The sequence below is a fragment of the Microbacterium lacus genome, from assembly GCF_044794305.1.
In the GTDB taxonomy this organism is placed as follows: Bacteria; Actinomycetota; Actinomycetes; order Actinomycetales; family Microbacteriaceae; genus Microbacterium; species Microbacterium lacus_B.
Map to the genome: position 1 here is coordinate 581309 of NZ_CP084996.1, position 13263 is coordinate 594571.

Below are 13263 nucleotides of genomic sequence, written 5' to 3' on the forward strand. Positions count from 1 at the left end.
GTGACGCGCATCATCGCAGGGCGAGCAGGCTCGCTCGTGTTGGAAGTTCCGGATGCCGGCACCCGGCCAACGAGCGATCGTGTGCGTGAGTCACTCTTCGGTGCCCTCGAATCGGCAGATGCGTTGCGCAGCGCGGCGGTGCTCGATCTCTACGCCGGATCTGGAGCACTCGGCCTTGAGTCAGCCAGTCGCGGAGCGGCATCCGTCGACCTCGTTGAAAAGTCTCCGAAGGCAGCATCCGTCGCGCAGCGCAATGCTGATCGCGTGGCGAAGTCGCTGGGGAAGAGCGTTGCGCTGCGAGTGCACAGGGCGGCCGTCGACGCGTTCCTGCGCACCTCCCGCGGGCCGTTCGATCTCGTCTTCATCGACCCGCCGTACGACCTGAGCGACGATGAACTGCACACGAGCCTGTCTCTGTTGATGCCTTCGCTCGCCCCCGACGCGGTCGTCGTCCTCGAGAGAGCATCACGCTCGGGCGAACCAACGCTTCCCGATGGTCTCGTTCACATGCGCGCGAAGAAGTACGGCGACACGACGCTCTGGTGGGTTCAGCCCCTCGTCGAATCCCAATCGCGATAGGGATCCCAGCCCGCGCGTCCCGTGTGCGGCTCGCCGTCGACCAAGACCGGGTGCGCGCCCTGCGGGACGACCCGACCGATCTGACGAAACCCGGTAGGGAGAGTGACGTCTGCGGGGAAGGTTGCGAGCAAGGCGTGGTCTTCTCCCCCGCCGAGCGCCTCGTCGGTCTGTGCGTCGAGCGCGAGGGTGACGACGGATGCTTCGGCCATGCGAGTGGCATCCAGCACGAGACCATCCGACACATCCATCATCGCCGTCGCCCCCGTGCGCGCGGCGACAGCGCCGAGCGCGATCGGTGGCTCGGGCCGCAGCTGCGCGGCAAGATCACGGCGCTCGGCGTCGGCGAGAAGCTCGATCGTGACGCCGGTCGGCTGGCCCGCGGCGTTCCGAAATCTGTCGAACAGAAGCGCCAAACCGCGACCCGCCAGTCCGAGTTCGCCCGCCACCGCAACCACATCGCCCACCCGCGCGCCGCTGCGAAGTACCGGAGCGCGACCGTCCAGTGACCCGAGTGCGGTGACGGCGATCGTAAGCGTGTCAGACACCGTCAGATCACCGCCTTCGACAGCGCAGCCGGGTGCGAGAGAGTCGCACCCCGCCCGCAACCCGTCGGCGAGTGCTTCGACGAAAGAGAGCCGCGTCTCATCCGGCATGGCCAAGGCGACGAGAAGGCAGGTCGGTCGCGCGCCCATCGCAGCGATATCGGCGAGGTTCACCGCGGCCGCTTTGAAGCCGAGGTCGAATCCGGTCGACCACGCCAACCGGAAGTCGGGGCCGTGCACCAGGGTGTCGACTGTCGCGACGACCCGACCGTCCGGAGCTCGCAAAACCGCGGCGTCGTCACCCGGGCCGACCTCTGCACCCGAAGTGCCGAGGCGGCTCAGAATCGCTCGCAGAATGCGCCCTTCCGAAAGGTCGCCCACACGCGGGTCGGCGCGGTCGACGTGGGCGTCGTGGGGCTGGTCGCTCATGCCTCCACGGTAGCCTGGAGGGGTGACCTTCAGACGACGGATCCTCGCGATCGCTTTCGCCGCGAGTGTGGGTCTGACCCTCACGGGTTGCTCGACAACGGTGAGCATGCAGCCTGCCGAGGCGGCGAACGATCCCCTGTGTGCCGACGTGTCGGTACGACTTCCGGGCTCCCTCGCCGGAGAGTCCAAGCGCTGGACCGATGCACAGGCGACAGGAGCGTGGGGCGACCCCGCCGCGGTCCTGCTCACCTGTGGTGTCACGCTGCCCGGACCCACCGAAGCGCGTTGCATCACGATCGGCGGGGTCGACTGGATCGTGGATGAGTCCCAGGCGCCGCGCTACCTGATCACGACGTACGGTCGGACTCCGGCTGTCGAAGTGTTCATCGACAACGAGGTCGTCTCGTCGAACGATGTGCTCGACCGACTGGGTCCGATCGTCAGCGGAGCCATCCCGGCCGAACGTTCGTGTGTGGAGTCGCAGTCGGTCTTGCCCGAAGGCTGACCGCGGTTCAGACCGTTCGGCGTAGGCCAGCCTCGACGAGCTCCGTGATCAACTCGGGGTAGGTCATTCCTGAAGCGATCCAGCACGTGGGGAACATCGAGATCGGCGTGAAGCCGGGCATCGTGTTGACCTCGTTGACGAAGAACTCGGTGCCGGTGAAGAAGAAGTCCACCCGCGCGAGGCCCTCTCCACCGAGCGCCTCGAACGCGCGGGCGGCGATCCGCTGCATCTCGGTGAGTTCTCCCGCACGCAGGTCGGCGGGGCAGACCAGGTCGACGCCGTCCGCGCCGAGGTACTTCGCTTCGAAGTCGTAGAACTCCCGGCCGGTCACGACGATCTCGCCCGCAACGCTGACTCGAGGCATCCCACCCTGCGTGTCATCTATCGCCGCCGGCAGCACACCGCATTCCACCTCACGGCCGACGATCGCCTGCTCGACCAGGACGGTGCCGTCTTCGGCGAAGGCGATGTCGAACGCTGCGTCGAGTTCATCCCATTCCGAGACCTTCGACACTCCGACGCTCGAACCCGCGCGCGCAGGTTTGACGAAGACCGGGAGTCCCAATGAACGGATGCGGCGTGCCCACAGGGCGCGGTCGCGGTCGAGGCCCGCGCGAGTGACGGTAACCCACGGTACGACCGGCACACCGGCAGCCTTGAGCACGCTCTTAGTAGTGTGCTTGTCCATCCCGATGGCCGACATGAGCACGCCGGCACCCACGTAGGGCAGGCCGAGCAGTTCGAGCATCCCCTGGATCGTGCCGTCCTCGCCGAAGCGCCCGTGCAGAATCGGGAAGACGACATCGACGTTGCCGAGCGAACGTGTACCGGAGGCATCCGTCACCCGAAGTTCGCGCGAAAGTGCGGAGTCGGGCCAGAGAATGCGTGTGCCGTTGTCGATGACCGCCGGCATGCGCGCCGCGTCCATCGCGAACTTGTCAGGATCGTCCTCTTCGAGGATGAAGGCACCGTCGCGGGTGATCCCGATCGGAATGACCCGGTAGCGCTCGCGGTCAATTGCCCGAAGGACCCCGCCCGCCGTTGCGGAACTGATCGAGTGCTCGCTGGAGCGACCTCCAAAGAGCACCGCCACCGCCGGCCTGTCCATTCTGCGTCCTCTCGCCCATTGGCGTGTCGTCGTCCGTCGTCAGGTGCGGTGCGATGTCGCGCGGGTTCATGGTGCCATCGAGCACCATCTTGACCTGCTCGACGATCGGCATCGCCACGCCCACGTCGCGTGCGAGTTGAAGTACCGGCGCCACCGAGGCAAGGCCTTCGGCGGTCTGGTCCATCTGTTTGACGACATCTTGAAAGCTGTAGCCCTGCCCGAGAAGCCGGCCTGCCGTGTTGTTGCGGCTGAGCGGAGACTGGCATGTCGCGATCAGGTCTCCGAGACCGGCGAGACCCTGGAGGGTCTCGGGCTGGGCGCCGTAGGCGACGGCGAAGTCGGTCATCTCAACCAGACCACGCGTGATGATCGAGGCTTTCGTGTTCTCGCCGTAGCCCACGCCGTCGACAATGCCGATCGCGACGGCGATGAGGTTCTTCAACACTCCACCGAATTCGGTGCCGATGACGTCCGTGTTCACGAAGGTGCGGAAGTAGTGGTTGCGCGCACGGCGGGCGACCGCATCCGCCGTCTCTTGGCTCGTCGAGGAGATGACTGCCGCAGTCGGCTGCTCGCGTGCGATCTCCAGCGCCAAGTTGGGGCCGGATGCTACGGCGATGCGTGCCGGATCGCAGTGGAGCTCCTGCTCGATGACTTGGCTCATCCGAAGCCCCGTGCGGCGCTCAACGCCCTTCATGAGCGACACGATGGGTGCGTCGGTTAGAGAGACGAGCGGACGCACAGCCTTGAGGTTCTGGCGGACAGCCTGACTCGGAATCGACAGGTAGACCTGCTCGGCGCCTTCGAGTGCCTCAGACAGGTGGTGGGTCGCGGTCATCTCACGCGGCAGATTGATGCCGGGCAGATAGAGGCTATTGCGCTTGGCTTGCGCGATCTCTTGCGCATGCTCGGGGCGACGAGCCCACATGGTGACATTCGCACCACCATCGGCGAGGATCTTGCCGAACGTGGTGCCCCAGCTGCCCGCGCCGATCACCGTTACCCGTGGCCGGGAGGAGCCCTGTTTACGACTCAAGTCGACCCGTCTCTTTCTGCCCGTGCTCGCCGGGGTTCCAGCGCGCCGAGGGTGCAGGTTCGTTGCGCAGTGTCGAGAGTAGTCCCGCGATGTCTTTCATGACGACATCTGTCGCCGCGGCAAGTCCTGCCGGGGGAAGCTTCGCCCCGCGGAACGTGTCCAGATCGACCGGATCGCCGAAAATGACGGCAACCGGCTTGCGCAGCGGCCACAGCGAAAGCTTTCCGTAGCGCGGGATGACCGCTTGGGTACCCCAGTGCGCCATCGGGATCACCGGGATGTCGGCTTCGAGCGCAAGTCGGACGGCTCCGGTCTTCCCGCGCATCGGCCAGAGGTTGGGCTCGCGCGTCAGGCTGCCTTCCGGGTAGACGATGACGCCGCGCCCGTGCTCGACGAGCGTCTCTGAAGCGTTGAGGGTTTCACGCGCCGCGGCCGCAGAAGACTGGCGTGCCACCGGAACCATCCCGGTCGCGCGCAAGACTGCTCCCAGAACCGGAATCCGGAACAGGCTCTCCTTCGCCATGAATCGTGGCAGGCGGCCCGCGCGCCAGACTGCGAGTGCCACGACGAGCGGATCGAACTCGGAATAGTGGTTCGGTGCGATCACGTACGCGCCCTCGCGTGGGATCTTCTCCGCACCTTCGATGTCGAGCTTCACGACCAACGAGACCAGCGGAACGACGATCGCCGCAAGCGGCCAGAAGACGGAGGGTCGGCGCTTCTCTTCGGAAGCACGCGGGCGGGAGCGGGCCACCGACTATCCGATGACGTCGAAGTCGGCGCCGAGCGCGTCGAGCTTGGCGAAGAACTTCTCGTAGCCGCGACGGATGATCCCCACGTTGCGAACGATCGATTCGCCTTCGGCAGCGAGTGCGGCGATCACGTAGCTGTACCCGCCGCGAAGGTCAGGGACCTCGACGTCTGCACCGTGGAGTGGAGTCGGCCCGTTGATGACCGCGGCCTGCTCGAGTGCGCGGCGGGGAACACGGCGTCCGTCGGAGTCGATGCCCTGCGGGTGCACGACGATGTCGGCGCCCATCTGCACGAGCGCTTCGGTGAAACCCAGCCGGTTCTCGTATACGGTCTCGTGCACGACCGACCGGCCGTCCGCCTGCGTGAGTGCCACGATGAGCGGCTGCTGCCAGTCGGTCATGAAGCCGGGGTGGACGTCTGTCTCGACCGTCACGGGTTTGAGTGACGCACCCCGCCTGAAGCGGATGCCGTCTTCGTAGATGTCGAAGTCGCCGCCGGCTTTCCGGAACACGTTGAGGAACGTCAGCATCTCCTGCTGCTTCGCTCCGCCGACGTAGATATCGCCGTCGGTGGCGAGAGCCGCGCATGCCCATGAGGCTGCTTCGTTGCGGTCGAAGATGGCGCGGTGGTCGTAGCCCTTGAGCGAATCGACACCCTCGATCAGGATGACGCGGTTCGGCTCGTACGAGATGATCGCGCCCATCTTCTGCAGGACGGCGATGAGGTCCATGATCTCGGGCTCGATGGCTGCGTTGCGCAGTTCGGTGGTGCCCTTCGCACGCACGGCCGCAAGCAGTACCTGCTCGGTGGCGCCGACGCTCGGGTACGGCAGTTCGATGTTCGCACCGTGGAGTCCGTCCGGGGCAGTGATGCGGATGCCCTCGTAGCTCTTGTCGACGACGGCGCCGAACGCGCGCAGAGCGTCCATATGAAAGTTGATCGGACGATCGCCGATCCTGCAACCACCGAGGTCGGGGATGAGCGCCTCGCCCAGGAGGTGAAGCAGCGGACCGCAGAACAGGATGGGGATGCGGGATGCGCCGGCGTGCGCGTCGATCTCTTCGAAGTGCGCCGACACGGCCCCCGCGGGGTCGAGGATGAGCGTTCCCTCTTCTTCGCCGTCCTTCACCGTGACGCCGTGGACTTCCAGCAACGACCGGACGACCTGCACATCGCTGATGTCGGGCACGTCGCGAAGGACACTCGGCGTCTCACCGAGGAGGGCAGCGACCATGGCCTTGGTGACGAGGTTCTTCGCGCCCTTGACATCGACGCGACCCTGAAGAGCCCGCCCACCCCGGATCGCGAGTGTCTCTCCAGAGACCTCTCGGTTCGTTGCCGTCGGCTCGGTGGAATCACCGATAAGGGTCTTCATCTGGGTGGACCTCACATGTGTCTCGAGGGTGGCAAAGGTATGGAGATCGCTCTTGTGGAGCGAGTTCCTGGCTTACCGGACGGGGATCGTCCGGGGCCGCCACGCCTCACGGCGAGCCTCGAACTGCGCGATCTTGTCTTCGCTGCGCATCGTGAGCCCGATGTCATCGAGCCCTTCGAGAAGCCGCCACCTAGTGTAATCATCGATGTCGAAAGGAACATGGAGGTCGCCGATCGACGCGCTACGTGCTAGGAGATCGACCGTCATCTGTATACCCGGCTCCGCATCGATCGCCGCCCAGATTGCTTCGAGATCCTGCTCGGTGATGACGCCGGTCACCAAGCCCTGCTTTCCGGAGTTGCCGCGGAAGATGTCGGCGAACCGCGGCGAAAGGACGACCTGAAATCCGAAGTCACGCAGAGCCCAAACCGCGTGCTCTCGACTAGAACCCGTGCCGAAGTCGGGTCCGGCAACAAGCACCGACGCGCCCAGGAACGCGGGCTGGTTGAGCACGAACTCGGGATCCTGCCGCCAACTGGCAAACAGCGCGTCTTCGAATCCGGTCTTGGTCACACGCTTCAGGTAGACCGCGGGGATGATCTGGTCTGTATCGACGGCCGAACGCTTCAGCGGGGCGACGATGCCGGTGTGTGTCGAGAAAGCATCCATGTCAGGCCACCGTTCCACTGGTCACAGGTGCGGGCAGATCACTCGGGCTCGCAAGGTGGCCGAGCACCGCGGTGGCAGCCGCGACGAGCGGCGAAACCAGATGAGTGCGTCCGCCCTTACCCTGCCGACCCTCGAAGTTGCGGTTCGAGGTAGAAGCACAGCGCTCCCCCGGTGCGAGCTGGTCGGGGTTCATACCCAGACACATCGAGCATCCGGCGAATCGCCACTCCGCTCCGAAGTCGATGAAGACCTTGTCGAGGCCCTCGGCCTCGGCCTCCAACCGCACACGCGCCGAGCCTGGCACCACCATTACGCGGACGCCCTCAGCCTTTGTGCGTCCCTCGATCACGGAGGCGAAAGCCCTGAGATCTTCGATGCGACTGTTCGTGCAGGAGCCCATGAAGACAGCATCAACCGGGACGTCCTTGAGCGGCGTACCCGGAACGAGGTCCATGTACTCGAGGGCGCGCTCTGCCGCGGCGCGCTCGTTCGGGTCGGAGAAATCGTCCGGCGACGGCACGCGCTGCGAGAGCGACACGCCCTGCCCGGGGTTGGTTCCCCAGGTGACGAAGGGTTCGAGTTCGTTCGCATCGAGATAGACCTCGGCGTCGTACACCGCCCCCTCATCGGAGGGAAGCGTGCGCCAGTAGGCGACAGCATCCTCCCAATCCTGTCCTTGCGGAGCATGCGGCTTGTCTTTCACGTAGGCGAACGTGATGTCGTCAGGGGCAATCATTCCGGCGCGCGCACCGGCCTCGATCGACATGTTGCACATCGTCATGCGCCCCTCCATCGAGAGGGCGCGGATCGCACTCCCGCGGAACTCGAGCACGTATCCCTGGCCGCCGTTCGCACCGATCTTGGCGATGATCGCCAGGATCACGTCTTTCGCCGTGACGCCCGGCTTCAGGTCGCCTTCTACCGTGATCGCCATCGTCTTGAACGGCTTCAGCGGGAGCGTCTGCGTCGCCAGGACGTGCTCGACCTCGCTCGTTCCGATGCCGAAGGCCATCGCGCCGAAGGCACCGTGCGTTGACGTGTGGCTGTCACCACAGACCACCGTGATGCCCGGCATCGTGAGCCCGAGCTGTGGGCCCACGACGTGCACGATTCCCTGTTCCTTGTCGCCGAGCGAGTGAAGGCGCACGCCGAACTCTTCCGCGTTGTTTCGCAACGTCATGATCTGCGTGCGGCTGGTGAGATCGGCGATCGGCTTGTCGATGTCGAGGGTCGGGGTGTTGTGATCTTCTGTCGCGATCGTGAGATCGAGCCGACGTACCGGCCGCCCCTCGGCGCGCAGACCGTCGAACGCCTGCGGGCTCGTGACCTCGTGCACGAGGTGCAGGTCGATGTAGATCAGGTCGGGTTCGCCGTCGTGGCCCTTGACGACCAAGTGGTCGTCCCAGACCTTCTCTGCGAGCGTGCGCGGACGATCGGCCATCGTGGGAATGGAGGTGCTCATTGCTATGTCCTTCTCCTGGGGAAGAGTGAATCAAGCCCGCAAGAAACTCCGCGACGAGGGAGGCCTGGGACTAGGACTCGTCGCGGCCGCTAAGGAGAAGCCGAGCGATCTGCATTCCGCCAGATTACCACCGGCGAGCAGGGTACTCGCTCGCCGGTGGTGTCTGCTGCCGTCAGTGGTCTTCTGTGGTCGCCGGCGCCGGGGGCTGCTCGACCGTCGTCGGGGTCCCCTTCTCGTCAGCGACAACGGCGGCCGCAGCATCCGGCGTCTTCGCCTTGTCTTCCCGCGATGAGGCGACCAGGCTCGCGATCGTGGCGACTGCCATCGAAACGACGATCACGCCCAGCGAGGCCCAGGTCGAGATCTCGGGCGCCCATTCGATGGGTTCACCGCCGTTGATGAACGGCAACTCGTTGACGTGCATCGCGTGCAGTACGAGCTTCACGCCGATGAAGGCAAGGATGAACGCGATCCCGTAGTGAAGGTACCGCAGCCGGTCGAGCAGGTCGCCGAGCAGGAAGTACAGCTGGCGCAGACCCATCAGCGCGAACAGGTTCGCCGTGAAGACGATGAAGGGACTCTGGGTGATGCCGAAGATCGCGGGGATCGAGTCGATCGCGAAGAGCAGATCGGTGACGCCGATAGCGACGAACACGATGATCATCGGGGTGAACATCTTCTTGCCGTTGACCACGGTGCGAATTTTGGCCCCGTCGTAGTGGTCGCTGATGTCGATCGTGCGGCGCAGCAAGCGAACGATGAAGTTCTCGTTCTTGACGTCGGAGTCGTGGTCGCCGCCCGGGAACGCCTGGCGCCAGGCGGTGAAGACCAGGAAGGCGCCGAAGATGTAGAAGACCCAACTGAACTGCTCGATGATGGCAGCGCCGGCGAGGATGAACAGTCCGCGCAGGATCAGGGCGATGATGATGCCCACCATCAGCACCTCTTGCTGGTACCGGCGAGGCACCGCGAACTGGGTCATGATCAGCACGAACACGAAGAGGTTGTCGATCGACAGGCTGTACTCGGTAAGCCAGCCGGCCACGAACTGACCCGCGTACTCCGGGCCAGCAATGATCCACATCAGCAGGGCAAAGATCAGGGCCAACGTCACGTAGAAGACGACCCAGAGCGTTGATTCCCTCGTCGAGGGGATGTGCGGACGCTTGAGGATGAGCAACAAGTCAGCCACGAGGATGAGCGTCAGCACGACGAGCGATCCGACTTCGAACCAGATCGGAAGAACGAGGTCCATGAGGGCCTTTCAATAAGCAGTGCGGAGGGAAGGATCTATAGAACCCGAAAGTCTCTCCCCGCAACCGGACCCTGAAATCAGACGGTGGTTGCGACGCGAATCCGGGGCCGCACTCTTGGGGCCCGTGATGACGGAAACGCGCTAGCGGGATACTCCCTCTCGCGCATCTCAGACTACAGGCTCAGGATGCTGTGCCCGTTCACGCGCGAGACGATCGGGCCGCGACCGACACTGACACGGTGAGAGATGCGAAAACGCACACCTACGAGAGAATGGGTCGGGGGTCAGATGTCGTCGGACAGTGGTGACGCGGCGCTCGTGGCTTCGGCTGCGAGCGGCAGCGAACACGCCTTTCGGACGCTCTACCGCTCCTACGTGCGGCCGGTGTACTGGCTCGCACACGGCCTTCTGGGTAACCCCGCAGACGCCGAGGACGTCACGCAAGAGACGTTCTTGGTTGCGTGGCGGAAGATTCCCGATCTGCAGCTGCAGGGGGAATCGCTTCTGCCCTGGCTGGCAACGATCTGTCGTTTTCAATCGGCGAACCGGATGCGCGCTCAGCGCCGTGACCGCGAGAACACCGCGGCCGCGGCCGATGAGACCTTGCCCGCCACGGTCAACGTGGAACAGCAGGTGATCGACGGGGAACTCGCCGAGCGGATCATGCGCGAAGTCGCGGGGCTGAGCCCCCTCGACCGTGACATCTTCCGCCTGTGCGCCACCGAGGGCTATGCCTATCTGGCAGCCGCCGAAGAACTCGGCGTCGAACACGGCGTCGTGCGCAATCGTCTCTCTCGCATCCGCATGAAACTGCGGACCGCTGTAAAGGAGAGCACATGAACACGCCAGCCGAAGCATCCGCGCTTCCCCCGCTTCCAGAACTCAGCGAGACGCGGATCGACGAGATCGAAGACGCACTGTTCCGCGACATCGCCCGCTCGCGCGCCCAGGAGCAGACACGTCGGTCACGACGTGGGCGTCTGTGGATGGCGGGAGGCGCCGCCGCAGCGGTGATCGCCGTCGCCGCGATCATCGCTCCAAACGTTGGGACGTTGGTCACCGGTGGCGTGCCGGGAGGATTCGCGGGCGCGACGAACGAATCAGCACCCGTTCGAGAGGGAGACCTCGGTGGTGTGACGATGACGGATGCCGCAACCGGCGCTGGTCTGGAATCTGCGGTCGCGCCCGAAGAGGCGGCTGGTGAGCGCGAGATCATCGCGAGTGGATCGGCAACCGTCATCGTGGACGACCTCGCCGTCGCCGCCCGGACAATCGGCAACTCGGCCGTTGCTCGCGGAGGTTACGTCGAATCGATGAACCTCGGAACCAGCGGTGGGGTCGTGCCGACGGATCAGGGCCAGGGCATCACTTACGAAGAATATTCTTCGCTCGACTCTTCTGCGATCTACCCCTACCCCTACTCCCCCGATGGGGCGTGGGTCACGGTCAGGGTTCCATCCGACGAACTGAACTCCATTATGGAAGAGCTTTCGGATCTCGGCGAGGTGACGACCTCGTCCATCAATCGCCAGGACGTCACCGAACAGACCGTCGATCTGCGCGCACGCATCGAGGCATCCCAAGCGTCCGTCGACCGACTCACTGAACTGCTGGGCCAGTCGGCAAGCGTCGCAGATCTGATCGCCGCAGAGTCTGCCCTCGCCGAGCGCCAGGCGACCCTTGAGTCGTACCAGCAGCAGTTGGAGTCTCTCGAGGGTCTCGTGGAGATGTCGTCGCTGTCGGTCTCGCTCACCCCCGTGGTCGAGCCTGTCACGGCCGACCCGGCAGGGTTCAGCGATGGGCTCGCCGCCGGATGGAACGGACTGGTTGCCACGCTCAACGGCATCGTGGTGGCACTGGGATTCATGATCCCGTGGCTCGCCATCATCGGGCTGGCCGCACTGATCGTCTGGTTCATCGTGCGCGCGGTGCGAACCCGCAAGGCCGGCCCGCGAGAGGTCGCACCCGCTCCTCAGCGCGATCAGCGCGACGCCCAGGAGCGGGACGATCACCGGGACTAGCTGACGGCGGCGTCCCGCTTCGGCAAGACCCATCCCGCGCGCGGGAAGTGACACGTGTAGCCGTTCGGGTACTTCAGCAGATAGTCCTGGTGCTCGGGCTCGGCCTGCCAGAACGGCCCCTCGGGCTCTATCGTGGTGACGGCCTTGCCCGGCCACAGGCCGGAGGCATCGACATCGGCGATCGTGTCGCGGGCGACCTGCTCTTGCTCAGGCGAGAGCGGGAAGATCGCTGAGCGATAGCTCGACCCGATGTCGTTGCCCTGACGGTCGAGTGTCGACGGATCGTGGATCTGGAAGAAGAACGCCAGGATGTCGCGATACGTGGTCGCTGCGGGGTCGAACACGATCTCGACCGCCTCCGCGTGGCCGGGGTGCTGACGGTAGGTCGCGCGCTCGTTGCGCCCGCCGGTGTAGCCGACGCGCGTGTCGAGCACGCCCGGCTGGCGACGGATGAGGTCTTCCATTCCCCAGAAGCATCCGCCGGCGAGGACTGCGGTCTCGGTTCCGGGTGTGCGGGTGATGGCTCCGGTGTCGCTCATGATGCGTGCTCCTTGTGACAATGGGTAGTGCGTGACGTTCACTTCATTGGTAACGGATGCTGCGGCGATTTGGTTCCCTCGTTGCTGTGAGCGCGCCGAGAGTTGCGCGCGCTGAGGCCACAGTGTGCGCAGCACCTTGGCCATCGGTCGTCCTTTGTAGAGCACCCGATCAATGCGGTGCGTGGAACTCCACATCGCCGCGCTTCCAGTACCCCTTTGCGACGATGCGATCGGCATCCAAACCCCAGCGGTCGATCGCCAGTCCGCGGCCGGCCTTAACAATTGCCTGCTCACTCGCGATGAACGCGAACACGTCTCCCGAAGGCCGGTCGGCTGCGGTGAGGGTATTCAAGCGGGCCGCGAGGGCGGAACCCCCGACCGCCGCCCCGCGGTACACGAACTCCACGCTCACACCTTCGGGAGTGTCGATCGAGAGCTGATGAGCGGCGTCGGGAACCTCGATGATGACGGTGCCGACCGCATCCGTCGTCATGGATGCTGCGAACCGACGCATCGCGGGCACCGCCGTTTCATCGCCCGCGAGGAACCACGCGTCCGGGCGTCCTTCGATGACCATGGAGCCTCGGGGGCCCCCGACACCGAGCGTGGCACCGATCGAGGCGGAGGCCGCCCATTCGGCCGCGAGCCCGCGATCCCCCGGTTCGCCGTGGATGGCGAACTCGACGTCGAGCCAGTCGTCGTCCCACGCCAGCGGCGTGTACTCGCGACTCGGTGACGCACGAAGTTCTTCGACCGTGCCTGCCCAGCCGCCCTGCTGCTCAGGGAAGAACAGGCGCATGTGGTCATCAGCACCCAACGAAGTGAACCCGCGCAGGTCGTCCCCGCTCACGCGAACTCGCACGTAGTGCTCGGTCTGCCACTCCCGCTCGATCAGAGCCGCGGTGCGAAATTTCAGGTCAAGACCCTGACGGACGACGGTGAAGGTGTGAGTGGTCATTTCGGGCTCCTGTGGATCGTGCGGTCGGTCGA

Annotated in this window: 14 protein-coding genes; 4 read left to right on the forward strand and 10 right to left on the reverse strand. The window is 65.1% G+C overall.

What is annotated here, in order from left to right; genetic code table 11:
• Entirely contained in the window at positions 1-579 is a 579-nt protein-coding gene (rsmD, locus tag LG299_RS02910; protein WP_404433358.1) for a 16S rRNA (guanine(966)-N(2))-methyltransferase RsmD, read from the forward strand.
• Here the strand turns inward: rsmD and thiL are convergent.
• Entirely contained in the window at positions 549-1550 is a 1002-nt protein-coding gene (thiL, locus tag LG299_RS02915; RefSeq protein WP_404433360.1) for a thiamine-phosphate kinase, read from the reverse strand. The two genes, rsmD and thiL, sit on opposite strands and share 31 nt — an antisense overlap.
• Before the next feature lie 22 nt (positions 1551-1572).
• Between thiL and LG299_RS02920 the strand changes: the two genes are divergently transcribed.
• Entirely contained in the window at positions 1573-2055 is a 483-nt protein-coding gene (locus LG299_RS02920) for a DUF3515 family protein (protein ID WP_404433362.1), read from the forward strand.
• A gap of 7 nt (positions 2056-2062) precedes the next feature.
• On the opposite strand, the gene LG299_RS02925 is transcribed toward LG299_RS02920, so the two are convergent.
• The 7 genes from LG299_RS02925 to LG299_RS02955 form a co-directional block, all read right to left on the reverse strand.
• Complete coding sequence (locus LG299_RS02925) at positions 2063-3163, reverse strand: D-alanine--D-alanine ligase family protein (RefSeq protein WP_404433364.1); 1101 nt, start codon at positions 3161-3163, stop codon at positions 2063-2065.
• Complete coding sequence (locus LG299_RS02930; protein ID WP_404433366.1) at positions 3069-4160, reverse strand: NAD(P)H-dependent glycerol-3-phosphate dehydrogenase; 1092 nt, start codon at positions 4158-4160, stop codon at positions 3069-3071. The genes LG299_RS02925 and LG299_RS02930 overlap by 95 nt, the downstream gene beginning before the upstream one ends.
• Positions 4161-4188: 28 nt before the next feature.
• On the reverse strand, positions 4189-4953 hold the full coding sequence (locus tag LG299_RS02935) for a lysophospholipid acyltransferase family protein (RefSeq protein WP_404433368.1): 765 nt from the start codon (positions 4951-4953) through the stop codon (positions 4189-4191).
• Between the two features lie 3 nt (positions 4954-4956).
• Entirely contained in the window at positions 4957-6327 is a 1371-nt protein-coding gene (gene murA / locus LG299_RS02940; RefSeq protein WP_404433370.1) for a UDP-N-acetylglucosamine 1-carboxyvinyltransferase, read from the reverse strand.
• Positions 6328-6399: 72 nt separating this feature from the next.
• Complete coding sequence (gene leuD, locus LG299_RS02945) at positions 6400-6996, reverse strand: 3-isopropylmalate dehydratase small subunit (RefSeq protein WP_404433372.1); 597 nt, start codon at positions 6994-6996, stop codon at positions 6400-6402.
• 1 nt (position 6997) lies between these two features.
• Positions 6998-8458: a 3-isopropylmalate dehydratase large subunit gene (leuC, locus tag LG299_RS02950; protein WP_404433374.1), complete on the reverse strand. Its 1461-nt coding sequence runs from the start codon at positions 8456-8458 to the stop codon at positions 6998-7000.
• 172 nt (positions 8459-8630) lie between these two features.
• Positions 8631-9713, reverse strand: coding sequence for a TerC family protein (locus tag LG299_RS02955; RefSeq protein ID WP_404433376.1), 1083 nt, complete (start codon positions 9711-9713; stop codon positions 8631-8633).
• 288 nt (positions 9714-10001) lie between these two features.
• Here LG299_RS02955 and LG299_RS02960 point away from each other — a divergent pair, with 288 nt between their 5' ends.
• Together LG299_RS02960 and LG299_RS02965 are read left to right on the forward strand one after the other, a co-directional pair.
• Entirely contained in the window at positions 10002-10553 is a 552-nt protein-coding gene (locus LG299_RS02960; protein WP_404433378.1) for an RNA polymerase sigma factor, read from the forward strand.
• Positions 10550-11734: a DUF4349 domain-containing protein gene (locus LG299_RS02965; RefSeq protein WP_404433380.1), complete on the forward strand. Its 1185-nt coding sequence runs from the start codon at positions 10550-10552 to the stop codon at positions 11732-11734. The genes LG299_RS02960 and LG299_RS02965 overlap by 4 nt, the downstream gene beginning before the upstream one ends.
• Here the strand turns inward: LG299_RS02965 and msrA are convergent.
• Both msrA and LG299_RS02975 read right to left on the reverse strand, forming a co-directional pair.
• Positions 11731-12273 (reverse strand): peptide-methionine (S)-S-oxide reductase MsrA, encoded by a 543-nt coding sequence (msrA, locus tag LG299_RS02970; protein WP_404433382.1) that lies wholly within the window; start codon positions 12271-12273, stop codon positions 11731-11733. The two genes, LG299_RS02965 and msrA, sit on opposite strands and share 4 nt — an antisense overlap.
• Before the next feature lie 169 nt (positions 12274-12442).
• Positions 12443-13231, reverse strand: a complete 789-nt coding sequence (locus tag LG299_RS02975) for a siderophore-interacting protein (RefSeq protein WP_404433384.1) — start codon at positions 13229-13231, stop codon at positions 12443-12445.
• Between the last annotated feature and the right edge of the window lie 32 nt (positions 13232-13263).